The 25,830-nt window shown below is 68.5% G+C and carries 22 protein-coding genes and 2 pseudogenes; 14 read left to right on the forward strand and 10 right to left on the reverse strand.

Translation table 11 applies throughout. From position 1 onward, the window contains the following. Nucleotides 1–63: 63 nt before the first annotated feature. Nucleotides 64–1,089, reverse strand: coding sequence for a CorA family divalent cation transporter (locus MFF55_RS03365; protein WP_238242671.1), 1,026 nt, complete (start codon nucleotides 1,087–1,089; stop codon nucleotides 64–66). A 159-nt stretch (nucleotides 1,090–1,248) separates the two neighbouring features. On the opposite strand from MFF55_RS03365, the gene ppk2 reads away from it, so the two are divergent. Beyond that, entirely contained in the window at nucleotides 1,249–2,175 is a 927-nt protein-coding gene (ppk2, locus tag MFF55_RS03370) for a polyphosphate kinase 2 (protein WP_238242672.1), read from the forward strand. Nucleotides 2,176–2,312: 137 nt separating this feature from the next. Then, on the forward strand, nucleotides 2,313–3,110 hold the full coding sequence (locus MFF55_RS03375) for an enoyl-CoA hydratase/isomerase family protein (protein ID WP_238242673.1): 798 nt from the start codon (nucleotides 2,313–2,315) through the stop codon (nucleotides 3,108–3,110). 7 nt (nucleotides 3,111–3,117) lie between these two features. Here the strand turns inward: MFF55_RS03375 and MFF55_RS03380 are convergent, their stop codons facing one another. The 4 genes from MFF55_RS03380 to MFF55_RS03395 form a co-directional block, all read right to left on the reverse strand. Further along, nucleotides 3,118–3,792, reverse strand: coding sequence for a GntR family transcriptional regulator (locus tag MFF55_RS03380; RefSeq protein ID WP_238242674.1), 675 nt, complete (start codon nucleotides 3,790–3,792; stop codon nucleotides 3,118–3,120). 144 nt (nucleotides 3,793–3,936) lie between these two features. Then, complete coding sequence (zwf, locus tag MFF55_RS03385; RefSeq protein ID WP_238242675.1) at nucleotides 3,937–5,415, reverse strand: glucose-6-phosphate dehydrogenase; 1,479 nt, start codon at nucleotides 5,413–5,415, stop codon at nucleotides 3,937–3,939. Nucleotides 5,416–5,910: 495 nt separating this feature from the next. After that, nucleotides 5,911–6,765, reverse strand: a complete 855-nt coding sequence (locus tag MFF55_RS03390) for a cobalamin B12-binding domain-containing protein (RefSeq protein ID WP_238242676.1) — start codon at nucleotides 6,763–6,765, stop codon at nucleotides 5,911–5,913. Nucleotides 6,766–7,612: 847 nt separating this feature from the next. Next, a complete protein-coding gene (locus MFF55_RS03395; protein ID WP_238242677.1) occupies nucleotides 7,613–8,449 on the reverse strand; it encodes an SDR family NAD(P)-dependent oxidoreductase in 837 nt (278 codons plus the stop codon). Nucleotides 8,450–8,581: 132 nt separating this feature from the next. Here MFF55_RS03395 and MFF55_RS03400 point away from each other — a divergent pair, with 132 nt between their 5' ends. Together MFF55_RS03400 and MFF55_RS03405 are read left to right on the forward strand one after the other, a co-directional pair. Next, nucleotides 8,582–10,000 (forward strand): L,D-transpeptidase family protein, encoded by a 1,419-nt coding sequence (locus MFF55_RS03400; protein ID WP_238242678.1) that lies wholly within the window; start codon nucleotides 8,582–8,584, stop codon nucleotides 9,998–10,000. A gap of 105 nt (nucleotides 10,001–10,105) precedes the next feature. After that, on the forward strand, nucleotides 10,106–11,863 hold the full coding sequence (locus tag MFF55_RS03405) for an SUMF1/EgtB/PvdO family nonheme iron enzyme (protein ID WP_238242754.1): 1,758 nt from the start codon (nucleotides 10,106–10,108) through the stop codon (nucleotides 11,861–11,863). 81 nt (nucleotides 11,864–11,944) lie between these two features. Here the strand turns inward: MFF55_RS03405 and MFF55_RS03410 are convergent, their stop codons facing one another. The 5 genes from MFF55_RS03410 to MFF55_RS03430 form a co-directional block, all read right to left on the reverse strand. After that, nucleotides 11,945–12,301, reverse strand: a complete 357-nt coding sequence (locus tag MFF55_RS03410; protein WP_238242679.1) for a hypothetical protein — start codon at nucleotides 12,299–12,301, stop codon at nucleotides 11,945–11,947. A 69-nt stretch (nucleotides 12,302–12,370) separates the two neighbouring features. Further along, complete coding sequence (locus MFF55_RS03415; protein WP_238242680.1) at nucleotides 12,371–13,408, reverse strand: alpha/beta hydrolase; 1,038 nt, start codon at nucleotides 13,406–13,408, stop codon at nucleotides 12,371–12,373. Nucleotides 13,409–13,569: 161 nt separating this feature from the next. Beyond that, entirely contained in the window at nucleotides 13,570–15,312 is a 1,743-nt protein-coding gene (locus tag MFF55_RS03420) for a TRAP transporter large permease (protein WP_238242681.1), read from the reverse strand. After that, nucleotides 15,309–15,977 (reverse strand): TRAP transporter small permease subunit, encoded by a 669-nt coding sequence (locus MFF55_RS03425; RefSeq protein WP_238242682.1) that lies wholly within the window; start codon nucleotides 15,975–15,977, stop codon nucleotides 15,309–15,311. The genes MFF55_RS03420 and MFF55_RS03425 overlap by 4 nt, the downstream gene beginning before the upstream one ends. Nucleotides 15,978–16,103: 126 nt before the next feature. Next, nucleotides 16,104–17,240 (reverse strand): TRAP transporter substrate-binding protein, encoded by a 1,137-nt coding sequence (locus tag MFF55_RS03430; RefSeq protein WP_238242683.1) that lies wholly within the window; start codon nucleotides 17,238–17,240, stop codon nucleotides 16,104–16,106. Nucleotides 17,241–17,385: 145 nt separating this feature from the next. Here MFF55_RS03430 and MFF55_RS03435 point away from each other — a divergent pair, with 145 nt between their 5' ends. The 10 genes and pseudogenes from MFF55_RS03435 (at nucleotide 17,386) to MFF55_RS03470 (ending at nucleotide 25,752) form a co-directional block, all read left to right on the forward strand. Next, nucleotides 17,386–17,571: a hypothetical protein gene (locus MFF55_RS03435; RefSeq protein WP_238242684.1), complete on the forward strand. Its 186-nt coding sequence runs from the start codon at nucleotides 17,386–17,388 to the stop codon at nucleotides 17,569–17,571. Between the two features lie 533 nt (nucleotides 17,572–18,104). Beyond that, nucleotides 18,105–18,968: an EAL domain-containing protein gene (locus tag MFF55_RS03440; RefSeq protein ID WP_238242685.1), complete on the forward strand. Its 864-nt coding sequence runs from the start codon at nucleotides 18,105–18,107 to the stop codon at nucleotides 18,966–18,968. A gap of 350 nt (nucleotides 18,969–19,318) precedes the next feature. Beyond that, a complete protein-coding gene (locus MFF55_RS03445) occupies nucleotides 19,319–19,915 on the forward strand; it encodes a biliverdin-producing heme oxygenase (RefSeq protein ID WP_238242686.1) in 597 nt (198 codons plus the stop codon). After that, nucleotides 19,912–20,808 (forward strand): annotated as a pseudogene (locus tag MFF55_RS27070) (GAF domain-containing protein); the annotation flags it as partial. The gene MFF55_RS03445 and the pseudogene MFF55_RS27070, both read left to right, overlap by 4 nt. Nucleotides 20,809–21,101: 293 nt before the next feature. Continuing rightward, nucleotides 21,102–21,371 (forward strand): annotated as a pseudogene (locus tag MFF55_RS27075) (GAF domain-containing protein); the annotation flags it as partial. 45 nt (nucleotides 21,372–21,416) lie between these two features. Further along, on the forward strand, nucleotides 21,417–22,211 hold the full coding sequence (locus MFF55_RS26725) for a putative bifunctional diguanylate cyclase/phosphodiesterase (protein ID WP_283206692.1): 795 nt from the start codon (nucleotides 21,417–21,419) through the stop codon (nucleotides 22,209–22,211). Beyond that, the gene (locus MFF55_RS26730) at nucleotides 22,193–22,708 is read left to right on the forward strand and encodes an EAL domain-containing protein (protein ID WP_283206693.1); all 516 of its coding nucleotides are present in this window, start codon (nucleotides 22,193–22,195) and stop codon (nucleotides 22,706–22,708) included. The genes MFF55_RS26725 and MFF55_RS26730 overlap by 19 nt, the downstream gene beginning before the upstream one ends. 80 nt (nucleotides 22,709–22,788) lie before the next feature. After that, nucleotides 22,789–23,778 (forward strand): methylmalonyl Co-A mutase-associated GTPase MeaB, encoded by a 990-nt coding sequence (gene meaB, locus MFF55_RS03460; RefSeq protein WP_238242688.1) that lies wholly within the window; start codon nucleotides 22,789–22,791, stop codon nucleotides 23,776–23,778. Nucleotides 23,779–23,848: 70 nt separating this feature from the next. Further along, a complete protein-coding gene (locus tag MFF55_RS03465) occupies nucleotides 23,849–24,484 on the forward strand; it encodes a pyroglutamyl-peptidase I family protein (RefSeq protein WP_238242689.1) in 636 nt (211 codons plus the stop codon). A gap of 56 nt (nucleotides 24,485–24,540) precedes the next feature. Next, nucleotides 24,541–25,752 carry an MFS transporter gene (locus tag MFF55_RS03470; RefSeq protein WP_283206696.1) on the forward strand — a complete coding sequence of 404 codons (1,212 nt, stop codon included), beginning with the start codon at nucleotides 24,541–24,543 and terminating at the stop codon, nucleotides 25,750–25,752. The last annotated feature ends 78 nt before the right edge of the window (nucleotides 25,753–25,830 follow it).

Consider the following 25,830-nt stretch of genomic DNA (forward strand, 5'->3'; position numbering starts at 1 on the left):
GCGCAACGTTGCGGCGGGAGATGACGGTTCGATGACGCTCCTTGCGCCGCCGAGCCCGGCCGTTCAATCGCTGCGCCGGATCAGCCCCAGCACCCGGATCACGGTGAACACGGCAACCGCCGCCGCCACGCCGATGAAGAGGGCGATGGTCGAGCCGTTCTCGAACTCGGCCAGGAACAGCCCCTTGGTGTTCATGCCGAATACGCCGGTCACCAGGGTCGGCGGCAGGAACAGGGCGGTGAGGATCGAGAGCGTGTGAAGTTGCCGGCTCGTCTTGGCGGCGCTGCGCGCGGCGATCTCGTCCTGTAGGAGGCGGCTGCGCTCGGCGAGCGCCACCATGTCCCGCTGCAGCGAGTCGAGCCGCTGCACGACCCGGCCCGCCATGGCGACCACGGCCTCCGGCAGCGCGTCGTCCTCGTCCTCCGTCTCATCCTCGAGGCGGTGGAACACGGCGCGCAATCCCGCGAGCTGGCGCTGCAGCCGCACCGCCTGGCGGCGGATGGGCGCGAGCGCCGCGGGATCGCAGGAGAGGGCTTCGTCGAGGACGCGATCTTCGATGGCGTCGAGGGCGTCGGAGAAGCGGCGGGCGGAGGCGTCCAGCGTCTCGACCACGCCGGCGACGAACTTTTCCAAAAGCCTCGCCGGCGTGAGGACGCGGTCGCCCGCGAGCGCGGCGTCCCGCGCGGCTTCCGCTCCGGCCGTGGCATGCCGGCGGCCGCTGACGAGGTAGGTGGGCCCGAGCAGGCAATGCAGGCGGCCGCTCGGCTCCTCGCCGACGTGACCGCCGAATTCCCGCTCGCGGTCGGCGATGACGAGCCCGACATGGACGCCCTCGATCACCACCCGCTGGTGCGCGTCGCGGGCGAAGGTCGCCGCCGCGAGGCGGGGCGGACCGAGCCGGCCCCCGGCGACCAGTCCCTCGATCCGTGCGTCGATGAGGTCGACATGCAGCCAGACGAAGCCTTCCTCGGCGTCGAGCCCGGGGATCTCTGCGCCCGCCGCCACGAGCCGCCCGCCGCCCTCGCGATCGAAGCACATCGCGAAGAGCAGGCCCGGCAGGGCCGCCTCGTCGGTCAGCAGGCGTGGCATGGCAGGCTCGGAAGGTTGCCGGCAAAGCGCCAGCGTGCTGGCCCTGGTTCGCAATCGGCAGCGACAATCTGATGACGATGACCGCCCGCCCTCGCCTTCTCAGCCCTGTCATATCCCCGTGATCTAAGCGCGGCCGCGATCTTCGGGAGACGAGTCGGCATGGGCAACGGAGCGGGTGCGGCACGCGCGGTCGACATCGAGGCGATCCGCCGCGAGATGGCGGACGATTTCGACGAGGAGCTTGAGCTGGAGCTCGAAGAGGAGCGGATGGAGCAGGTCGCCGAGGCGGTCTCCCACCGGCCGCGCGTCGCCGGCATGGACCGCAAGCTCTACTTCCGCGAGCTCTTCCGCCTTCAGCACGAGCTCGTGCGGCTTCAGGACTGGGTCCAAAGCCGGAAGCTGCGCGTCGTCGTGGTGTTCGAGGGACGCGACTCGGCCGGCAAGGGCGGGGTCATCAAGCGCATCACTCAGCGCCTCAACCCTCGCGTCTGCCGCGTGGCGGCCCTGCCTGCGCCGAGCGAGCGCGAGCGCACGCAATGGTACTTCCAGCGCTACGTGGCGCACCTGCCGGCGGGCGGCGAGATCGTGCTGTTCGACCGCTCCTGGTACAACCGTGCCGGCGTCGAGCGCGTGATGGGGTTCTGCACCGAGGCCGAATACGAGGAGTTCTATCGCTCCGCGCCGGAGTTCGAGCGGATGCTCGTCCGCTCCGGCATCATCGTCCTCAAGTACTGGTTCTCGATCACCGACGAGGAGCAGGAATTCCGCTTCAACATGCGCATCCACGACCCGCTCAAGCAGTGGAAGCTGAGCCCCATGGACGTGCAGTCCCGGCGCCTCTGGGAGGATTACACCCGCGCCAAGGAGGTGATGCTGGCGCGCACCCACATCCCGGAGGCGCCCTGGTGGGTGGTCGAGGCCGTCGACAAGAAGCGGGCTCGGCTCAACTGCATCAGCCACCTCCTGACGCAGATCCCCTACGGCGAGGTCGAGCATCCGCCCGTGCACCTGCCGGAGCGGGTCCGCCACGACGACTACGCCCGCCAGCCGGTGCCGTCGGACATGTTCGTGCCGGCGCTCTACTAGGGTTCAGACGGGCGACGCGGCCGGGGCGGTCCGCCTCGGATCGACCGCTCTCGGTCTCGAGCGACGCGCCGGCGTGAAACCGGAGGCCACGTCGTTTAGGCTGACCGGCCGAAGCCGAATTCCGCGGGAACCCCAGCATGAGCGCAGCCACCGACGAACTCCTGGTCGAGACGGGCGGGGCTATCGCCCGCATTGTCCTCAACCGGCCGCAGGCGCGCAACGCGCTCACCTTCGCGATGTATCAGGGTCTCATCGACGCCTGCGGGCGGATCGAGGCCGATGGGGCGATCAAGGCCGTGATCGTCACGGGCGCCGGCGACAAGGCCTTCGCCGCCGGCACCGACATCGGCCAGTTCCGGGAGTTTCGGACGGCCGAGGACGCGCTGGCCTATGAGCGCTTCATGGACCGGGTGCTGGGCGCCATCGAGGGGCTGCGCGTGCCGGTCATCGCGGCGGTGGCCGGTGCTTGCACGGGCGGAGGCGCGGCGATCGCCGCCGCCTGCGACCTGCGCATCGCGACGCGCGACGCCCGCTTCGGCTTCCCGATCGCACGCACGCTCGGCAACTGCCTGTCACTGGAGAACCTGAAGCGGCTCTCCGCGCTCATCGGCCCGGCCCGGGTCAAGGACATGATCTTCACGGCCCGCCTCGTCGGCGCGGAGGAGGCGCTGGCGATCGGCCTCGTCGGGGAGGTGGTGGAGGATGCGGCCGCCCTCTCCACCCGCGCCGACGAGCTCGCGCGCCTCGTCGCCGGCCACGCGCCGCTGACGCTTCGGGCCACCAAGGAGGGGCTGCGCCGCCTGCAGCAGGAAGCGGAGCCCGAGGGCGAGCGGCCCGGCGACGACCTGATCCGGCTCTGCTACACCAGCGCCGATTTCCGCGAGGGCATGGAGGCCTTCCTGGCCAAGCGCGCGCCGGAATGGCGGGGGCGGTAAGTCGCCCTCACTCCCCCGTGCCGAAGGTCTCGGCGATCGCGATCTTCTTCGCGCGGATGTGGGTGCGCATCAGGGTGGCCAGCGCCGCGCCGTCGCGCGCGTGCAGGAGGGCGATCATGCGCTCGTGCTCGGCGACGGCCTCGGCCCATTGCGCCTCAGTCTGGTGCACGGCGTAGCGGGAACGCTGGATGCGGCCCGACAGGCTCGTGTAGATGCTCTCCAGCGTCGCGTTTCCGCTGGCCTCCATGATCGCCTCGTGGATGCCCCGGTTGAGCCTGAAATAGGCGGAGGTGTCGCGCCGCTTCCAGGCCTCGACCATGGCGTCGTGGTCCGCCTCGATCGCGCCGACCTCGTCGTCGGAGATGCGGCGGCAGGCGAGCTCGGCCGCGGTGGCCTCCAGCCCGGCGATGACCTCGATCATCTCCTCGATCTCGGTCTGCGAGAGGCTGGCGACCCGCGCGCCCCGGTTCGGGAGCAGCTCCAGCAGTCCCTCCGTCGCCAGGATCTTGATGGCCTCGCGCAGGGGCGTGCGCGAGATCCCGAACCGCTCGGTCAGCTCCCCCTCATTCACGCGGGCGCGGGGTTCGAGCTCGCCGGACCGGATGAGATCGCGCATGCGGTCCACCACCTCGTCGTGGAGGTAGCGACGGCTGATCCCGAGGCCAGGTTCGATCTTGTTCATCTGTCAATTGGCTATTGGTATGAGGCCGAACACGAAAACGTGTAAGCTTCGGGCCCTAAGGGAGTCGAGGGAGCAGCCGGGTCCCGACTACGCAGATTGCATTTTTCTGCACACTAAAGCACGGCGCGACCCTGCTGTCCCGCCTCAGCGCAGCTCCTCGTGCCAGGTGCGGCCATCACGCTCGATCAACGCGATCGCCGCCGTCGGCCCCCAACTGCCCGATGGGTAGGCCCTCGGCGCCTCGGGGCGGTCGGCCCAGGCCTTCAGCAGCGAATCGGCCCAGGCCCAGGCGACCTCGACCTCGTCGCGGCGCATGAACAGGGTGGCGTTGCCGCGCACCACGTCCATCAAGAGGCGCTCGTAGGCGTCCGGGTAGCGCTGCTTGAAGGTCTCCTCGAAGGAGATGTCGAGGTTTGTCGGCCGCAGGCGCATGCCGCCCGGGCCCGGGTCCTTCGTCATCACTTCGAGCTTCATGCCCTCCTCCGGCTGCAGCCGGATGACGAGGCGGTTCGGCTCGCGCCCGAAGGATTCGGCGGGGAAGATCGAGAAGGGCGAGGCCCGGAACTGCACCACGATCTCGGAGAGCTTCTGGGGCAGTCGCTTGCCGGTGCGAAGGTAGAACGGCACGCCGGCCCAGCGCCAGGACTGCACTTCGAGCTTGAGCGCCACGAAGGTCTCGGTGCGGCTGTCGGTGCTGCCGCCGAGGTCTGTGCGGTAGCTCGCGACGGACTTCCCGTCGATGGCGCCTGCCGCGTATTGGCCCCGCACCGTGACGGTCTGGACGTCGTTCGGTGTGATGGGTTTGAGGGCGCGCAGCACCTTCAGCTTCTCGTCGCGCACGGAGTTCGCGTCGAGCGAGAGCGGGCTCTCCATCGCCATGAGGCAGAGCAGCTGGAGCATGTGGTTCTGGACCATGTCCCGCAGCGCGCCGGAGGTGTCGTAGTAGCCGGCCCGGCCCTCGACGCCGACGGTCTCGCCCACCGTGATCTGGACGTGGTCGATGACGTCAGCCGTCCAGAGACGCTCGAAGATCGTGTTGGCGAAGCGCAGCGCCAGGAGGTTCTGTACGGTCTCCTTGCCGAGGTAGTGATCGATCCGGAAGATCTGCTCCTCGGGGAAGACCTCGCCCACCGCATCGTTGATGGCGCGGGCCGATTTCAGATCCTTGCCGATCGGCTTCTCCAGCACGACGCGCGACTTCTCGCCGATCAGCCCGTGGGCCGAGAGGTTCCGGCAGATCGCGCCGTAGAGGTCGGGTGAGGTCGCGAGGTAGTAGGGCCGGACCTGATCGGGCCGCTCGGCGAGCTTGGCCGCCAAGTCCTCCCAGCCCTCCTCGCCGGCTCCGTCGACGGCGACGTAGTCGAGATGCTCCAGGAAGGCGGCGAGCTTGCCCTCGTCGATGTCGGAGGCCGCCACGAAGCGCCTGACGGAATCCCTGGCCCGCTCGCGGAACGCCTCGACGCTGAGCTCGGAGCGCGAGGCGCCGATGATCCGGCTGGTCCCCGGGATCTGGCCGTCCCTGAAGCGGTGATAGAGAGCGGGAAGCAGCTTGCGGGTCGTCAGGTCTCCGGTCGCGCCGAAGACGACGCAATCGAATGAGGCGACGGGGATGATCGTGGCCAAGGGGGGCTCCCGGTTCTCTGAACGGACGACGGACCGGTGATCCGGCCCCGGCGGCCTGCGGCCGACTTAGGGCGATTGCAAAAGCTTCGCCAGCGGCCGGCTGACCGGCCTCAAGTGAGCCGTCGATGCGTGGCAGGCGCGGTGGCGAAGGGCATGCTCAGTGGATTGCGGCGCCCTCGAGCGATTGAGGGCGCACAGGTCGGAACAAAAGCGATGGACCAAGCTTGACCATGGGAACGTGGACGCTTTGCGCGCCTGCTGCTGGTCGGTGCCGTCCTAAATGCTTATCGTGAAAACCTTTCCGCCAGCGATCCGATCCGAGATCGATCCCGTGCTTGCTGGCGTCGCGACGGGTCTGGCCCTGCTTTTCCCGGTCGAGAGCAGAGGCGACGACATCGCCATTCGCAAAGGCGCATCGGCCGAACGGCGCCTCATGGATGAGGCCTCGCCCGACGAGGCTGGCGTTCCGTAAGCCTGTCTGCTCGCCTCGCGCCGTTAGGGCGTGGCAGGGCGGCCTTTTCCCGTATTCAGGTCAACGAGCATCTGAGCGAGCAGAACGGCCGTTGGCGCATCGATCGCGGAGGCATCCGCTCCGACCTGTCGCACAAGATCGGGGTTCTCCAGGAACACCGGTCCGCCGACCATCACGCCGATCGCCCTGTTGCGCGAGGCATGGCGGACGGATGTGATCGCCTCGGAGAGGGATGCGATCCGCGACGAGCAACTCAGCGTCAGCCCGACCACGCCGAACCACTCCCGCTCGACGAGATCGGCGATCTGCCGGGGATCCGAGGCAAGGCCGCTCGCCACCTGCCAGCCCGCCGAACGCAGGAACTGCTCGACGACGGCCACCCCGAACGTGTGCTGCTCGCCAGGGGCACCCATCAACAGAATGCGACGGTTGTCCCCCGACAGCGGTACGCCCCCGCCCGCATGGAACATCGACAAGAGCGCCTGGAGCCGCGCGACGCCCGTGGTCACCTCGATGAAATCGCACAAGTCCTCGTCCCAGAGGCGTCCAAGCAGCGCCGCGGCGGGCGCGAGCAGGTCCAGGAAGAGGGCGTCGGCGGAGTATCCCTTCGACAACAGATCCGTGAAGTAGGTGAACAACGTGGGCGCGTCCTGCGCGAGCACCACGTTGGTGAATTCCGCGACGAGGGCGACGTCCGCCTTCGGGCACGGCTTTTCCGCCTCCAGCGCGAAGGCCGGATGCAGGAGCATGAGCCGAGGCAGGATGTCGGTCTGAATGACCTCGCTGAGGGCGAGTTGGCGCTCCCGGGCCTCCTGAGCCGCCCGTTTGCTCGCGTAGGACCTGCGGCTCGCTGCGGCCTGCGGGTTCTCGCTTGCCAAGCCTTCGGACCACAAGGCGTCCGACAGAGCATGGTTGTGCATAGCCCTCTCCCCACGATCCCATTTTTGTTATGCGTCGACGCCGCGGCAGGGCCGCGACGCGAGAGGGCGTGCGGTTATGAGAGCGTCCCGAGCGATAAATGTAAACCCCGCCTCGCTGGAGGGGCTCGATGCAGGCCCCTGCTGCGAGAGGGGCGCGGCCTGATCCGGGATCGGAGTTTTTCCAAGGGGCGCGCTTCTGTGTGGGGCCATATCCGTGCCGCCCGCCCGTTGTTCGAGTTAATCACGCCAAGCCGGCGCATCTGTGGTAAGCCGGGAGCCAGGCGAAGGCGCAGACGCCCAGCATCGAGCAAGTGTTGAGGAAAGAGATCTCTGTGCGTCTTGACGGCTCCAAGAAATGCTCCGGCTTTGAGTGAGAGCAGCCCACTTCAGCGTGCGCAACCCTGGGGGATCAGGGAAGGGGCGGACTGCTTCGTCATTGAGGACGCTATCGGGTTTCCCGTCGGCTACATCTATTTCGTCGAGGAGGAACAAAGGCGGGCCGAGACAGGACAGATGTCGCGGCGTCAAGCATTGGAGGCGGCGAAGAGGACTGTGGCCCTTCAAGCGGCCAGGGCGGCCGTGAGCGACTTCGAGAAGAAGCTGAAGGCGGAGGCGGACCAACCCACACGAAAACGGGTTCCTCGGGAATTCAACTGATCGTCGACGCGCCGGATCTCAGCACGCCATCCTTGGACATCGGATAATGTGACGCAACCTCGCGGCGGCCTGCACGAGCCGCTACGAAGTGGTCGGTCGGAAGCGCCGTGCTCGTCATGCCGACGCCGCAGACGCGGCGCAGACGCACCTACGTCGCCATCGATCGCTTGAACGCCTCCGCGTAATCCGGGTGCCAGCGGGACAGGGCGGGCCGGTTCTCGATAATGTCGCCGGCGGCCCAGGCGATGCGGCGCTCGTCCTGCCCGCGGGTGGTCTCGTTGTCGGGGCAGAGGATGTAGAAGTCGCCGGCGGCCAGCCCGTCCAGCAGGAAGGCCACGGTCTCCTCCGGCGTCCAGGCGCCGTCCGGCTTCTCCGTGACGCCGCGGGCCTTGGTGAGTCCGGTATAGACGAAGCCGGGGATGAGCAGGTGCGCGCTCGTGCGGCAGCCCTCGAGGCTTCTCAGCTCGTGGGCGAGCGCCTCGGTGACGACCTTCACGCCCGCCTTCGAGACGTTGTAGGGCGTGTTGCCCGGCGGCGTGGTGATGCCCTGCTTCGAGCCCGTGACGACGATGGCGCCGGGCTCTCGCCCGGCGATCATGCCGGGCGCGAAGGCCTGGAGGCCGTTGATCACGCCCCAGAGATTGGTGTCGAGGATGCGCGCCCAGGTCTCCGCGTCCGAGAACAGGCGGCCGCCGGCCTCGATGCCGGCGTTCAGCATGACGAGGGCGGGCGGCCTCTCGGCGGAGGCCGCCGCGCACAGGGCCTCGAGGTCGGCGCGCCGTCCCACGTCGAGCGCAAAGGCACGCGCCGGCGCGGGGCCGGCCGCATTCACCGCCGCCGTCGCGGCCTCCAGCCCTTCGCCGGGCAGGTCCGCCAGCCAGACGGCCATGCCCTCCCTCGCCAAGCGCTCGGCCGCGGCGCGCCCGATTCCGCTCGCTGCCCCCGTCACGACGGCCGTGCGGCCGGCCTGGATCGCTGGGTGCATGACGTCCTCCTCGTGCTGTCCGTGCCGTGAGAGCTAGGGCGCTGGCCCGGCATGGTCAGCGCGGCGATGGACAGCGTTTGGTAACCATCCCCGCGCATCCTGCCGGCCGATCCGCCAACGAGGCTCGAAGCGATGCCGCTGCGTCGTCCGTTTTCCCCGGCAGGCCTGCGCGCCGGCTCCTCCGCGCTCGCCCTCCTCCTGTGCCTGACGGGTGCGAGGGCCGAGGACGCGCCGGCCAAACCTGCTCCCGATGCGACCGCCCCGGCCGAGGGGCAGGCCGCGGTGGAACCTCCGAAAAAATCCCGCGAGCTGCCGCCGTTGGTGGTGGCGCGCGTCTCGGCCGACCCGGTCCCGTCGCTCGGGCCCTCGACCTTCCTCGACACCCTGCGCATGGCCGAGCGCTACAAGGGCATCGCCGACGCGGGCGGCTGGGGGACGCTGGCTCCCGACCTCGTGATCAAGCCCGGCGCCAAGCACGCCGCGGTCGCCGACCTGCGCAGGCACCTGATCCTGACCGGGGACCTCGCCGCCGACGCGCCGGTGTCCGACGTCCTCGACGCGACCCTCGTCGCCGCCGTCAAACAGTTCCAGGCGCGGCACGGCCTGCCGGAGACCGGCCTCGTGGGGCGCCAGACCATCGCGGCTCTCAACGTGCCGGCCGCCACCCGCCAGCGCCAACTCGCGGCCTCGGCCGCGCGGCTGCTGGGCTCGAACTTCGCCTTCGGCGAGCGCTACGTCGTCTCGAACATCCCCTCCGCCACGGTCGAGGCGGTGGAGCGCGGCACGGTCGCCCGCCGCTACGTCGCGGTCGTCGGCAAGCCCGAGCGGGCGACGCCGATGATCGAGACCAGGATCACCAACATCAACTTCAACCCGACCTGGACCGTGCCGGTGTCCCTCATCAAGAAGGACATCATCCCGCACATGCGGAAAGACCCAGGCTACCTCGCCAAGATGCATATCCGCATGCTCGACGCGAAGGGCGAGGAGGTGCAGCCCACCAGCATCGATTGGTCGACGGAGCGGGCGGTCAACTACACCCTGCGGCAGGACCCCGGTTTCGACAATTCCCTGGGCCAGGTCCGGATCGATATGCCGAACCGCCACGCGATCTACATGCACGACACGCCGTCGAAAGGACTCTTCACCCGCGACGTCCGCTTCCATTCCTCGGGCTGCGTGCGCGTGGCGAACGTGAAGGAATTCGTGGGCTGGCTGCTCGAAGGGACGCCCGGCCCGAACGCGCCGGGCTCGGTCTGGGGCCCAATCGAGATCGAGACCGGGATCGCCACGGGCGAGCGCCGGGACATCAAGCTCGCCAAGCCCGTGCCGGTCGCCTTCGTCTACCTCACCGGCTACGCCACGCCGGACGGCCGCGCGCATTTTCGCGATGACATCTACGGGTTGGACAATCCTGCCGCCGAGGTCGCGACCACGGGCACCGTGGCGGCGCCGAAGGCCGAGGCTCCTGCCCCGAAGGCCTCGCATCTTCCGGCCAAGCCGACACCCGCCAAGCCGGCCCTCGCGGCCCCCCCGTCGCAGAAACCCTGATTCCGCCCTTCGATGGACGACGGGCCGTCAAGCGTGCTTAAGCTTGGCGACTCTCAGGACGGTCGGGTTCGTCGCGCGATGGGTCGGAAATCAGGGCCTTTGCACGTGATCGCCGCTCTCGCGGTCTTGTGGCTCGCTGCCGGCGCGCCGGCGCAGGCCCGCCAGGTCGCTTTCGTCGCCGGCGTCAACGCCTACGACAATCTCGGCCCGGACCAGCAGCTCCGGAAGGCGGTCAACGATTCGCGCGCGGTCGCGGCGACCTTGCGGCAGATCGGCTTCGAGGTCTTCAGCGCCGACGGCGCGAACCGCCACGGCTTCCTTCGGGTCTGGCAGCGCTTCCTCGATGCGATCAAGCCCGGCGACACGGCGGCCTTCTACTTCGCCGGGCACGGCTTCGAGATCAACGGGACTAACTACCTCCTGCCGCGCGACGTCGCCCGGGCCTCGGACGGCGAGGCCGCGCTCCGGGGCAGCGCGCTGCGGGTCGGGGAACTTCTCGACGCGCTCAAGGAGCAGCAGCCGCAGGTCTCGATCTTTATCATCGACGCCTGCCGCAACAATCCCTTCGCGGGCGGCACCCGGGCGGTCGGCGGCAGCCGCGGCCTCAAGCGCGAGGAGCCGCCGAACGGCACCCTGCTCATGATGTCGGCCGGGACGGGCCAGGAGGCCCTCGACGTCCTCTCGGCGGCCGACACCGATGCCAACTCGGTCTATACCCGCACCCTGATCCCGCTCCTGCGCCAGCCCGGGCTCGAGATCACGGACCTCGCCAAGCGCGTGCGCAGCGAAGTCGAGACGCTCGCCGCCACGGTGCAGCACCGCCAGCGCCCCTCCTTCTACCACGAGCTCTCCGGCGACTTTTACCTGATGCCAGCCTCAAGCGCGCCGCCACCTGTCGCGTCGATGGAGGTGCCGGCGGGAGCGGCGCAGGCGACGGCCGCTCCGGAGGCGATCCGTCCGGACGGGAAACTCGCGGCTCTCCCGGTGCCTGCGAGCCGCAACGAGGCCGCCGCGCAGGCAGCCCCGGCGCCACGCCCCGAGGCACCGTTGCAGGCCGCGGCCGTCGCCACGAGCCTGCCCCAGGCCGGCTGGGTCGCCCGGGCGGAGCCCCCACGCGGGGCGGAGGCGGGCGCTCCGGCGCGGTCGGCGCCGTTCAAGGATTGCGCCGAGTGCCCCGAGATGGTGACGGTGCCGGCGGGCCGCTACTTGATGGGCCCGGCGGCTGACGAGGGCGCGAGCCCCGCGGAAGCGTCGCGCCGGGCGGTGACGTTCGCCCAGCCCTTCGCGGTCGGCCGCTTCGCCGTCTCGCAGGGCGAGTGGTCCGCCTGCGTCGCCGGCGGCGGCTGCCAGCCTCGCGCCGAAGGCTGGCTGAGTCGCCGCCTTCCCGTGGTCGACGTCTCCGACGACGACGCCAAGGCCTATGTCGCCTGGCTCGCCCGGACCACGGGCCAGCCCTACCGGCTGCTCACCGAGGCAGAGCGGGACTATGTCGGCCGCGCCGGCGCGACCGTGTCGTTCGGTTGGGGCGGCGCGATCTCGCTCGCCCCGGACAACGACGGTGCCGCTGCCTATGCGAGCGCCGGCAAGGTCGAGCTCGCCCGCCCCAAGTCCCCGCCCGTCGACGGCTACCCGCCGAACCCGTGGGGGCGCCCCCAGGTCCCCGGCAACGTCTCGGAACAGGTCGAGGATTGCTTGCGCCCGAGCCATGACGACGCCTCCGCCAGCGCCCGGCTCGGCTTGCCCTGCGAGCGGCGCGTGCTGCGCGGTGGCTCCTGGTTCGACCTGCCGCAGCGCCTCCGCGCGGCCAGCCGCGACCCCGCGGCGCCCGGCACGATCGGATTTCGCGTCGCCCGTGGACTTTAGAAGCCGGCGACGCCCTCCCACACCGCCTGAGCGGCTGAAGCGCCTTCCGGGCCTGAGGCCGGGCGCCTCTCGCGATGGCCCTCAGGAATCCAGCGTGTCGCCGTCCTCGTCGATGTCGAGCAGGAAGACGATGTCGGCCTCATCCTCCTCGTCGTCCTCGTCCGGCTCCTCGGCGCTCTTGGCGTGGGTCGCGTCGACCTTGAAGGGCTCGTCCTCGTCCGCGTCGTCCTCGGCGAGCGCGTCCTCGAAGATCTCCGTCTCCTCCTCGGTCGCAGGGCGGACCTTGAGCTCGGAGGTGCCGTTCCAGAGCGGGCGGCCCTCGCTCTTCATCACCTGGATGTCCTCCTTGAACCCGTCGCAGGTGAAGAGGTCCCGGGCGACCGCCTCGGTGCCGTTGATGACGGCGACGGCGACGCCGTCGATCTCGAGAGTGAACATCGGCGCGAATCCCTGAGCGGTCCCGAGGCCCGTGTACGGGCGAACGCGGCGCGCGCCAACCCGCAAGCTTCAAGCTCCGCCGCCGGCCCGGGCGACGGCGCGCTTGACCACGCCCTGAACGTCGGGGTTCGTCAGGAAGAGGTCGTGGTTGATCAGCCCGCCGCCGTAATCGGAGGCGTCGGCGACCCGCACGCCCAAGGCCTCGAGCCGCTCGCGGTCGGCCGCACCCGCCCGAACCACGCCGCCGGCGATCGTGCTCGAGAGTTCCAGCGCCCGGTCCTTCGTCGAGGAGATCACGGTGATCTTGCTCACGTCCGGCCCCAGGCGCTCGATGCTGTTGGTGAACAGATCGATGTCGATGTCGGGAGCGGCCAAGACCACCGCGCCGATGCGCGCCATCGCCGCCTCGCCGGCCTCGGCCCGCAGCATGCGAAGCGTCTCCAGGGTCAGGAGCGTGCCCATGGAATGGGCGACGATGTTGATGCGCCCGCCGCTCGGCGAGTTCGCCAGCGCCTTGAGCAGGTCCTCGAAGGCGTCGCGCGACCACAGGGCGCTCTCGCGGTCGTAGCCGTAATCGAAGGTCGCGGCGGCCGACGGCCAGGTGAACAGGGCGGAGGCCCCGTTGAAGCGGATGCCGTCCGAGAGCTTGGCGGCGCTGACGGCGGCGGATTCGAAGCTCTCGCGATAGCCGTGGACGTAGATGAGCACGTCGCGCCCGAAGGCGGCCTGCGCGAAGGCGCCGGCCGCGCCCTTGCCGGTCTCGACCTGCGGCACGGCCGTGACCGCCCAGTCTCCCCCGACGGCGGACGACACCTTGCCGATCAGCGAGCGGTCCGGCGCCGAGACCCGGACCTCGGCGAAGCTGAGACCCCGGCCGCGCTCCGAGTTGAACCAGGGCGCCTTGGGCGGGCTGCCGACGGGCCTGCGCGTCGTCGCGACCAGCAGCACGGGGCTGACATCCAGCGCCGATTGCCGCTCCGGACCGTCCGCCGTGCCGGTGATGAGCCCGTCGGCGACGCAGGCCCCGAGACCGGGCACGAGGGCGGCCAATCCGAGGATCGCGCCTGATCGGACGAGGAAGCGTCGGGTGGGTGGCTGACGCCGCATGTCTCGCATCTTCGCTCCCGAGCCGGCGGCCCTCCGCCCGTCGCCCTCCCCTGTCACGCAGGATCGTGGCCGGGGCGGGGCAGGCGGTGGGGAAGCTTGGGGGCGAGAGACGGTGAGGGGCCGAGGCCCGCGGCCGCCTTGCCGCAGGCTCCGTACTTGCCTCAGGCTCCGTAGAGGTAGGTTGGCAGCCACAGCACCATGCCGGGCCAGATGTACATGAAGATCATGCACAGGATCACGATCAGCATGTAGGGCATCATGCCCGCGAAGATCTGGTTGATCGTCACGTGCGGCGGCGAGACGCCCTTCAAGTAGAAGGCCGACATCGCGACCGGGGGCGAGAGGAACGCCGCCTGCAGGTTCACGAAGACGAGCACGCCCCAGAGGATCGGATCGATGCCGAAATGCGAGAGCAGCGGCATGAAGATCGGCACGAAGATGATGATGATCTCCGTCCATTCGAGCGGCCAGCCGAGGATGAAGATGATCGCCTGGGACAGGATCATGAACTGCAGCGGCGTCAGCCCGAGGGACAGCACCCATTGCTCGACGAGCGCCTGGCCGCCGAGCAGCGCGAAGACCGCCGAGAACAGGGCCGAGCCGATGAAGAGCCAGCAGATCATCGCGGTCGTCTTGGCGGTGAGGAACACCGCCTCCTTCGTCCGCTTCCAGTTCAGGGTCCTGGCCTGGAGCGCGAGCAGGAAGGCACCGGCCGCGCCGACGGCGGCCGATTCCGTCGCGGTGGTGATGCCGAACAGGATGACCGCCAGCACCAGGAAGCTGAGAATGCCGAGCGGCATGACGGAGGACGACAGCAGCTTGAGCACCTCGAAGCGCTCGGCGTTCATGCGGCCATAGTAGCGCGCGAGCACGACGAGGCTGAGCGCGGCCGTCACGGCGAAGCTCCAGTAGAAGGCCTCGGCCGGGCCGCTGGCCGAGGCTGAGACCGCCTCGACCGGCGCGCCGCCGCCGCCGAGCTGCTCCAGCCCCTCGGGCGCCGAGTCGTCTCGCTTGGCCGTCTGGTAGATCGTGACGTACCACCAGACCGCGCCGAGAATGGCCGAGGTCATCAGGAACGGCACTAGGGCGGTGGCGAGGTTCTTGAACGCCTTGGCGCGCGAGATCAGGCCGGCCGCGGGGCCGAGCCCGCCCGGCGCGAAGCTGGCGCGGACGAGGCCGACCAGCATGTTGTTCGACGCGGCGGCCTGGAGGCGAACCATCCAATCCTCCACCGGGATCTTGGTCTCCTCCGCCGAGAGCTTCGGCGCGACCTTCGGCTGAAGCGTCGCCCAGCCGATGATGTAGACGAGATAGAGCAAGGCCAGGAAGAAGCCCGGGAAGATCGCGGCGGCGTAGAGCTTGACCACCGACTGTCCTGCCACCGCCGCGTAGACGATGATCATCACCGAGGGCGGGATCAGGATGCCGAGCGTGCCGCCGGCCGTGATGACGCCCGCGGCGAGCCGGGTGTCGTAGCCGGCCTTGAGCATCGGGTTCATGGCGATGACGCCCATGAGCACGACGACGGCGCCCACGAGCCCGCTCGCGATGCCCCAGAAGGTGGAGACGATGAGCGTCGCCACGGCGAGGGAGGCGGGCACGCGCCGGAACGCGAGCTGCACGGCGTAGAACATCTTGTCCACGAGCGCGCCGCGTTCCATCACGTAGCCCATCAGCACGAAGAGCGGGATGGAGATGAGCACGTCGTTGGTCATCGCGCCGTAGGTGCGCTGGACCATGAGGTCGAAGATCTTGTTGTCGATCAGCGCCTCGGCCGGATTGTAGAAGGCGTAGAAGCCGAAGAAGATGCCGAGCCCCATCAGCGTGAAGGCGGTGGGGAAGCCCATCATGATCGCGACGACGATCAGCCCGAGCATCAGGAGGCCGAGGCCGGGATCGGTCATGTGTGGAGGTCCCCTGTCATGCCGCGTTGGCGCGCGGTCTCTTCGATGGAATGGGCGCGGGCGATCGCGGCCTCGCGCGTGTCGGCGTCGACGTGCTCGCTCTGGGCGAGCTGCTCCTCGACGACGTCGATCTCGCTGACGTCGCGCAGGCGGCTCGGCCATTCGCCGGTGCGCAGGCAGACGATGCAGCGCACGATCTCGGCGAGGCCCTGGAGCATGATGAGGGCGCCGGCGACCGGGATGACCGTCTTGAAGTGGTAGATCGGCGGGCCGTCGGCCGTGGTGGTCGAATGCTCGGAGATGCGCCACGACAGGGCCGCGTAATCGTATCCGGCATAGATCAGGGCCAGGATGCCTGGCACGAAGAACACGATGTACAGGACGAGGTCGAAACTCGCCTGCGTCCGCGGGCGCATCGAGCCGTAGAGGAAATCGCCGCGCACATGGGCGTTGTTCGCCAGCGCGTAGGCGCCAGCCAGCATGAACAGCGTGCCGTAGAACATGTTGCTGGCGTCGTAGATCCAGGCGGTGGGCGCGTTCAGCAGGTAGCGCTTGAACACTTCGACGCAGATGAGCGCCATCAGCCCGATGATCAGCCAGGCCGCGGCCTTGCCGACCCAGGTGCTCAGGGCGTCGATCGTATGGAGGAAGCGTTGCACGCTCATGCGGGACCTTCGCGCGGGTCAAGCGCCGCCCGGGCCGAGCCGGACGGCGCATTCGTAACGTTTCCGATGTGATGGAGCCACGCCCGGTCCTGACGGACCGGGATCGTTGCCCTCGATCGTCTCAGGTCAGATCTTCTTGGCCGCGGCGTTCTGACCGAAATAATGGTCGAAGGCCATGCGGCGGTTGACGATCGTGTCCTGCTCCCACCGGGCGGTGCGCTCGGCGAAAGCGATCTGCGAGGCGATGATTTCCTTGAACAGCGGGTTGTCGGCGGCCTTCTTCTTCACGACGTCGTCGTAGACCTCGAGCTGCTTCTTGAGGATCGGGTCCGGCGTCTTGTAGAACTTCACGCCCTTCGATTGCATCTCCTGGTAGGCCTTCGAGTAGCGGTCGATCGCCTTCCACTGCATGTCCTGAGAGGCGGCCTCCGTCGCGTTGGAGATGATCGCCCGCAGACGCTCGGGAAGCGCGTCGTACTTCGTCTTGTTGAACAGGATCTCGAAGGATTCCGCGTTCTGGTGATAGCTCTGCAGCATGCAGACCTTCGAGACGTCCGGGAAGCCGAGGGCGAGGTCGGAGGCGGCGTTGTTGAACTCGGCCGCGTCGAGGAGACCGCGATCCATCGACGAGATGATCTCGCCGGCCGGGAGCGCGTTCACGGCAGCACCGAGGCCCGTCAGAACGTCGATCGAGATTCCGACGGTGCGGAACTTGAGCCCGTTGAGGTCGTCCGCCTTCGCGATCGGCTTCTTGAACCAGCCGAGCGGCTGCGTCGGCATCGGGCCGTAGGGCAACGAGACGACGTTGGCGCCGATCGAGGAATAGAGCTTGTCGAGAAGCTCCTTGCCGCCGCCGTATTTGTGCCAGGCCATCAGCATGTTGGCGTCCATGGCCCAGCCCGGTCCGGAGCCCCACAGAGCCAGGGCGGGCTGCTTGCCGTAATGGTAGACCATCACGCCGTGGCCGCCGTCGAGGGTGCCCTTCGAGACGGCGTCGAGGAGGCCGAAGGCGGGCACGACCGCACCGGCGGGCAGCACCTCGATCTTGAGGTCGCCGCCGGTCATGTCGTTGACCTTCTTGGCGTAGTCGAGGGCGAATTCGTGGAAGATGTCCTTGGCGGGCCAGGTACTCTGCCAGCGCATGCTGATCGGGCCCTGCGCCTTGACGACAGTCGGCGCTGCCGCGACGGCCGCTGCCGTCGCGGCACCACCCAGGAAGCGGCGGCGCGTGGCGCGGCGGCCCGTTGTCTCACGTGAACTCATCGTATTCCTCCCTTGACGCGCCGGCCTTGGTGCCCGGCTTCGTCGGCAGACTTATAAGCCTAAAGATCGCAGCTTGTCCTCATCTTCGACGGCGGATTTATACGATATCCATCACCTGTCCCCATACAGTGGACGAGCGTTCGGATTGGCTGCCCGCCGCGCCCTTGCCGGCTTCGACCTTGTGGCTCTGGGTGACGGTCCGGTCGCCGCGACGGCGGACGCCGCCATGCCGCCGAGCGAGCGGTCTGGCGCGGGGGGGGCTCCTCGGCAGGGCTCGGTCCTCGAAGCCGGGCACCAGGGCGTCCGGGCCGAGGAGGTGTCGGGTGGCTGATGCGGAATGTCTCGCATCGTCGCTCGCGGGCCGGCAGCCCTTCGCCTATCGCCCTCCCCTGTCACGCAGGATTCTGGCTGGGGTGAAGGAGCGGAAATCTTGGAAGCGGCTAAGTGACTGGCTATTTCCGAATATAGTGCACCCGAATTGATTGGTGAGATATTTAATGCAGACTTTGATGTAAATTACTCCACTGTTTCCTCAGATGAAAAATCGTATCGCGCATAAGTCAGAGATGAAGATAATTTAACATTAAACTCTTTATATTTACAAGAAAAACCGATTCGATACCGTAATGGATCTATTTTCTAGCATCATTAACATGAAATATGTTTAATAATTACGGAGTATTACTGATTTTATATTATGGAGATAATTCCAGTTTTCAATTATTAATGAAATTCCCGAGCCGTGAATGAGCCCGTCATCTATTCTTATTATATGTTATCTTGTGCGGTTTTCCAACGGCGTCCCGTGTTTACCGAAAAATGAGATTGCTGTGGTGACCTCAGCCTGAAACCGAGGATGTTGTGATGGACCGAATGGGGTGTCGGGGATGCAAAGGGGCGGAGGCGCTGGCGTTCTCCTTCACGATGGCGTTCCATCCCATCGTTGACGTCTCCAGCGGCACCGTCTGGGGTTACGAGGCTCTGGTGCGCGGGCTGAACGGCGAGGGCGCCGGCCAGATCCTCGCGCAGGTGACGGAAGATAGCCGCTACAAGTTCGATCAGGCGTGCCGGGTCAGGGCCATCGAGCTGGCCGGCGGCCTGTTCCCGCCCGGCGCCACGACGCGCCTGTCGATCAACTTCATGCCGAATGCGGTCTACGAGCCTGCCGCCTGCATCCGGGCCACGTTGGAGGCTGCCCATCGCATCGGGTTCGAGCACCGCCAGATCATGTTCGAGTTCACCGAGAACGAGCGCATGACGGACATCCCTCATGTCCAGCGCATCATCGAGGAGTACCGCAAGCAGGGCTTCGCCACCGCGATCGACGATTTCGGTGCGGGCTACGCCGGCCTCAACCTTCTGGCCCACTTCCAGCCCGACTTCATCAAGATCGACATGGATCTGATCAGGGACATCTCGAGTTCCGCGGCCAAGCAGACCATCATCGCTTGTATCACCACGATGGCCCGCGAACTTGGTGTTGCCGTCATTGCGGAGGGCATCGAGACGGAGGCGGAGCTGCAGACGTTGCGGGCGGCGGGCATCAACCTGTTCCAGGGCTACCTGTTCGCCAAACCCTCGATCGGCAGCTTGCCTCCCGTGCCGTTGTTGCGGGGCCTGATGCCCCTGTCGGCAGGCGAGCGCCGTCTCAAGCTTCCGGCCGATGCGTTCGTAAGGACCGGCGTCCCAACGAGACCGGCGGACGATCATCGCGTTGCCTTCGGCTGATAACGCGGTCGATGGTACCCGGAGGCCGGGAGTATCCCATCCGCGGCGTGCGCCGCCGTCGGCGGGTTCCGGTGCCGGTCGGGTCCTCCCGGGGACCGCGGGTCGGAAGACGCCAAGCCGGTTGAGCCCTGGCCCCAGACGGGGCAAACGAATGAAAATTCAGAGATTTTTAAAAGCAAAGTCGTTCAGTGGCAGCCACGCCGGCCGCCGCAGTGAAGCAGATGCTCCAGGAAAAACCTGTCCCTGAGTGTGAAGCGGGCCGCTTCGAGGCTTCCCCGCGGCAGCACGGTCCTGGTTCGGTCACGGACGTCGCGGCCGCGAGCCCGGCCCCGCCGGTCTCGACATCGTCGGTGCGAAAGCCGGACGGCTTGTCGGCGCGCCTGAGGTCCGAGACGAGGGCCGAGCATCTTGCGGTCGAGCACCGGACGGGCTGGCCCGACAGCATCAGGACCCTCGACGATTACCGACGCTGCCTGCGGGGTCTCCTCGCCATCTGGGCTCCGCTGGAAAAGGCTTCCCCGGCCAGATCGGCATGGAGCACGTTTCCGATCGCCTGCTCCCTGCAGGAGCGCGTGCCGCTGCTAGAGCGCGATCTTCGGGTGCTCGGCGACGAGCTTCCCTTGAGCAGCATCCCGGCCTTGCGCCTCCCGCAATCCGAGCCGGAATGGATCGGGGCGCTCTACGTCCTCGAGGGCTCGGCCCTGGGCGGTCGCGTGATCCGGGCCGACCTCGTGGCGCGGCTCGGATCGGAGATCGCGGACGCAACCCAGTTCTATTCCGGGCCTTCAACCGGTTCGCATCCGCTGTGGCGTGACGTGCTTCTCGCCATCGATGCGTACGGATCGGCGCATCCCGACCAGCAGAACGCCGTCGTCGAAGGAGCCAGACAGACCTTCAAAACCTTCCTCGACACCTTCTCACAGAACGTTCGCAAGGTCGCCGCGTGAGCCTGGTCCCGCTATCCAACGACGCGCCCGATCTCAGCGCCTGCCACCGGGAGCCGATCCATCAACCCGGCTCGATCCAGCCCCATGGCGTGCTGATCGTTGCCGACGCGCTCACCCAGCGCGTGACGCATGTGAGCGCGAACTTCGCACGCTCGACGGGGATGCCCTCGCGTTCCGCGCTCGACGCACCCCTGGCGGAGCTCCTCGGGCCGCAAGCCCTGTCGCAGGTGCAGAAGGCCCTCACGAGCGAGCGTTACGCCTCCACCAACATCATGACCCTGGACCTCGCCATCGCACGCGAGCCACGGCGCAGCGTCTCGGCTCACAGCCATGACGGTCACATCTTCCTCGAACTGGAGGCGCCATCCTCCGCCGCGGATCACGAGCATGTCGTCTCGCGCGTGCAGGCGATCCTGGCGCAGCTCCGGCAGGCGAAATCCGTCGCGTCGCTGTGCGAGCAGACGGCCGAGACGCTGCGCGCCTTGACGGGCTACGACCGCGTCATGGTCTATCGGTTCGACCCGGACGGCCACGGCGAGGTGATCGCCGAGAACAAGCGGGCCGATCTCGCCTCGTTCCTGCACCTGCGCTATCCCGCCTCGGACATCCCGTCTCAGGCGCGGCAGCTCTACCTCAAGAACCGCATTCGGGTCATCGTCGACGTCGGCTACGAGCCCGTCGCCATGCTGGGCACGGCCGACGCGACCGCGCCGCCGCTGGACATGTCGTATTGCGGACTGCGCAGCGTCTCGCCGACCCATCTCGAATACCTTCACAACATGGGCGTCGGCGCGACGCTCGCGATCTCGCTCATCCAAGACGACAAGCTCTGGGGGATGATCGTCTGCCATCACCTCACGGCCCATCCCGTGCCGTCAGATCTGCGCTCGTCGTGCGACCTGATCGGCCAGCTCGTCATGCTCCTCATCGGCCGGGTCGGCGAGGCCGAGGAGCTCGCGCAGGTCATCAGGCGCGGGCACCTGATGGCTTCGTTCAAGCAGGCGATCGAACAGAGTGCGTCGGTTCTCGAAGGGTTGGCGCCGATGAGCGTCACGCTGAGGGACGTCGTCTCCGCCACGGGTGTCGCCCTGCGGCTGAACGGGAAGCTGCATCTGTTCGGCGTGACGCCCGATGCGAGCCAGGCCCAGGTGCTCCTCGACGACCTCATCGCCGTTGCGAACCATAGGTGCTCGCCATCGATGCCGTCGGCGCACGATTTCCTCAGCACGCCGGGGCGAGCGACATCGCCAGCGGCGCCCTCGTCCTGCCGATCCTCAACAATGTCGGCGACGCGATCGTCTGGTTCAGGCCCGAGCTTCCGCAAACCGTCCTGTGGGGCGGAGACCCGCGCAAGGCCGTCGACATCGACAGCCAGAGCGGGCGGATCTTGCCGCGCAAGTCGTTTGCCGCCTGGCGCGAACTCCTGCGAGGCCAGGCGGCGCCCTGGACCGAGGGCGACAGGCGCACGGCTCAGGATCTCCGACGGGTCATCACCGCGGGCATGCTGCATCACGCCGAAACCGACCTGATCCGGCTTTCCACGACGGATCCGCTGACCGGCTTGGCGAACCGCCGTCAGCTTGAGGGCGCCTTGAAGGCATGGTCGTCGACATCGGAACGATCCCCCGCAGCCCTGCTGTTCATCGATCTGGACCGGTTCAAGACCGTCAACGATTCCCTGGGCCATGCCGCCGGCGATGAGCTGCTGGTGCAGGTCGCGCAACGGATACGGACGGCATCACCCGCGGAGAGCCTGGTCGCGCGCCTGGGCGGTGACGAGTTCGTCGTGCTCGTCACCGGCGACGTCTCCCGCACGCCCCAGGACATCGCCGCGGCCGTCCTTCGGTCGTTCGAGGCGCCCTTCGACGTCCTGGGACGGCCCCACTACGCGAGCCGCAGCGTCGGCATCGCGTTCTCGGAAGCGGATGGCGACAACCTCCTGCGCGAGGCCGATGCCGCCATGTACGCGTCGAAGCGCCAGGGCGGAGGCCAGGCGGCCGTCTTCGAGAGCGGCTTGCATGAGGCGGCCCTCAAGTCGCTCCGCATCGAGCAGGACCTGTTCCTGGCCCTCCACCGCGAGGAGTTCCTGCTCAACTACCAGCCGATCGTCGATCTTTCCGACGGATCGCTGCGCGGCTTCGAGGCGCTGGTCCGCTGGCGGCATCCGGAACGCGGCTGGGTCTCGCCGGCGGACTTCATTCCCCTGGCGGAAGAATCCGGGTTGATCGTCGAGCTCGGCCGCTGGGTCATGCGAACGGCGATCGCCGAGCGAGCCCGTTGGACGGACTCCTCCTGAACATGTCGATCAACGTCTCCCCCCGGCAGCTGACCTCGTCCGAATTCGTCGAGGATCTGCGCCAGGCCTTGAGGGCGGCCGATCTTCCCGCGGACAGGATCACCATCGAGGTGACGGAGGGCGCTCTCATGAAGGAGCGCTCGGTCGAACAGCTGCAACTGGTCCGAGCCATCGGCTGCCGTATCGCCATCGACGATTTCGGGACGGGATACTCCTCCTTGTCCTACCTGCGCCATCTCCCGATCGACTACCTCAAGATCGACCGCAGCTTCGTCAGGCCGCTGGGGCATGATCCGAAAGCCGACCGCTTCTTCGTCACGCTCGTCTCCCTGGCGCACACCTTGGATCTCGCGGTCGTCGCCGAGGGGATCGAGACGGAGGAACAGCGGGTCATCGTCAGGGATGCCCGGTGCGACACGGCGCAGGGCTACCTGTTTTCCAGGCCGGTCTCGACCGAGGACGCCCGCAGGATGGTGGCCGGGGCGGCCTCGGGCTGAGATCGGTCGGCGCTCGCCTCGCGCGGTTCATCCCGCCTCAAGCCCCTCGACGACCGCCGATCCGCCCGGCATGAAGGGGCATGGCGCCCCCTTCTCTCGACATCGACCGCATTCGCGAACGGCTGCTTGCCGGCGACCGGGCGGCGCTCGCCCGCGCGATCACGCTGGCCGAGTCGAAGCGGCCCGATCACCGCGCCGCCGCGCGCGACCTCATCGACGCGGTGCTGCCGCGGACCGGCACCGCGATCCGGGTCGGGATCACCGGCGTGCCGGGGGTGGGCAAGTCCACGACGATCGACGCGCTCGGGGCCAACCTGACGGAGGCAGGCCACAAGGTGGCGGTGCTCGCCGTCGATCCGAGCTCGACGCGGACCGGCGGCTCGATCCTCGGCGACAAGACCCGGATGGCCCGGCTCGCGCTCGACCCGAACGCCTTCATCCGCCCTTCCCCCTCCTCGGGCACGCTGGGCGGCGTCGCGGCCAAGACCCGCGAGACCATGCTGCTCTGCGAGGCGGCCGGCTTCGACGTCATTCTCGTCGAGACCGTCGGCGTCGGCCAGTCGGAGACGGCGGTGGCCGACCTCACCGACTTCTTCCTCGTCCTGATGCTGCCGGGTGCCGGCGACGAGTTGCAGGGCATCAAGAAGGGCATCCTCGAGCTCGCCGACATGATCGCGGTCAACAAGGCCGACGACGGCGAGGGCGAGCGCCGGGCGCAAGCCGCGGCGGGCGAGTACCGGGCCGCGCTCCATATTCTCAGCGCGCCGTCCTCCACCTGGACGCCGCCCGTGGTCACCATCTCGGGGCTCCACAACAAGGGGCTCGATGCGCTCTGGGAAAAGATCGTCGATCACCGCGCCAAGCTCACCGCGACCGGCGAGATCGCGGGGAAGCGCCGCGCCCAGGACGTGAAGTGGATGTGGGCGCTGGTCCACGAGCGCCTGCATCAGCGCCTCGTCGGCTCGGCCGAGGTGCGGCAGCAGACGGCGCAGGCCGAGGCGGCGGTCGCCGGCGGCGCCAGCTCGCCCGCCGCCGGTGCCGAGGCCATCGCGACGCTGATCGGGCTGTGAGGTTGGGATGCGTTGGGAGTCCGTCGCGGCTCCGGCGAACCGTGACGATGCGTTTGGGAGGGCAATAACGATGACCAGGCCCGCCCTCCTGGTCACCGGCTTCGGGCCGTTCCCGGGCGTGCCGGTCAATCCAAGCGAGCGGCTCGCCCGACGGGTCGCAGCCCTGCCCCGGCTTCGCCTGAGCCTCGGCGCGGCCCCGCGGCTCCTCGTGCTCCGGACCGCCTACGACGCCATTCCGGCACAGCTCGAATCGGCGCTGCGGGCAGGGCCCGCCGCGGTTCTGATGATCGGCGTCGCCAAGCGTGCGCGGCGGGTGCGGGTGGAGGTCCGGGCGCTGAACCGGGCGAGCCGCCTGTTCCCGGACGCGTCCGGCCGCGTCGCCCGCCACCTCGCGCTGGAGGCGGGAGGGCCGCCCGAGCGGCGCTGTCGCGAGGCGGGGCGAGTGCTTGCCGGATTGCGGCGCTCCGGGCTTGGGGCCGTGCGCTCGCAGGATGCCGGCCGCTATCTCTGCAACGCCGCCTATTTCCGGGCCCTGCGCGAGGACATCCCGGTCGTGTTCCTCCACATTCCGCCGGCCCCGGCCCCGGACCCGAACCGGCCGGGACGGCGGAACCTGCGCCGGCGGCGCTCCGCGCTCGACGGGCTCGCCGAGGCCGTCGCCGCGGCGGCCGTCCTCCTGATGCGCCGCGACACGCGACGCCGCTGAGGCGCCGGGCTATCCTGGCGCGGCCAGGCACCGAGGAGGCGACCGTTCCGGAGAGCATCGACCAAGGGGGCACCCCGCTGATCGCGGCGGGCACGCCGCTGTTCCGCCGCACCTCGGTGGCGCTGGGGGTCGCCGGCTTCTCGACCTTCGCCGTGCTCTACGCCGTGCAGCCCCTCATGCCGGTCTTCGCCGCGGAGTTCGGCGTCTCGCCCGCCGAGAGCAGCCTCGCCCTGTCCCTGCCCTGCGCCCTGCTGGCGGTCGCGCTCCTCGTCGTGAGCCCGCTCTCCGAGGTCTGGGGGCGGCGGCCCGTCATGGTCGCCTCGCTCTTCGCCTCGGCGCTCCTCACCCTGGTCGCAGTGCTGGTTCCGGGCTGGTACGGCTTCCTGGCGCTGCGCACGCTGACGGGGCTCGCCGCCAGCGGACTGCCCGCCGTCGCCATGGCCTATCTCAGCGAGGAGATGGATGCCCGCGCCATCGGGCTCTCGATGGGCCTTCTCATCGGCGGCAACGCGCTCGGCGGCATGATCGGGCGGCTGGTGGCCGGCTCCATCGCGGATTACGCCTCCTGGCGCTGGGGCCTAGGCACCATCGGCGGCCTCGCGCTGCTCGCCGCCCTCGGCTTCGCCTGGCTGCTGCCGCCCTCCCGGCACTTCAGCCCGAGCCGCTTGCGCTGGCGTCAGATCCCCGGCAGCTTCGGCCAGCATTTCCGCGATCCCGGCCTGCCCTGGCTGTTCGCCGAGCCCTTCCTGCTGATGGGAGGCTTCGTCTGCGTCTACAACTACATCGGCTTCCGCCTGCTCGAACCGCCCTTCTCGCTGAGCCAGACGGCGATCGGCGCGATCTTCGTGATCTATCTCACCGGGACCTTCAGCTCGGCGGCGACCGGCGAGATCGCGAGCCGCCTCGGCCGCCGCAGGGTGCTCTGGCTGGCGATCAGCTTCGGGCTCATCGGCATTGCCATGACGATGTCGGATCATCTCGTCATGATCATCGGCGGCATCACGATCGTGACGATGAGCTTCTTCGGCGCCCACTCGGTGGCGAGTTCCTGGGTCGGGCGACGGGCGACCCGCGACCGGGCCCAGGCCTCCTCGATCTATCTCTGCCTGTATTATCTCGGCTCCTCGGTGCTCGGCACCGCCGGCGGCTGGTTCTTCGCCCAGGCCGGCTGGGGCGGCGTGGCCGCCTTCTTCGCCGGGCTCTACGGGCTGGCGCTCGCCGTCGCGCTGCGCCTCTCGCGGCTGCCGCCTCTCGGGACAACCTCCTGACACGGGCGTTGACCCTGGGAGCGCCCCGGCCCATCTAGGCCCGACCCGTCACAGGCAAGAGGAAGCCCGGCGCGCCGC

The organism is Methylobacterium iners, assembly GCF_022179305.1.
GTDB lineage: Bacteria > Pseudomonadota > Alphaproteobacteria > Rhizobiales > Beijerinckiaceae > Methylobacterium > Methylobacterium iners.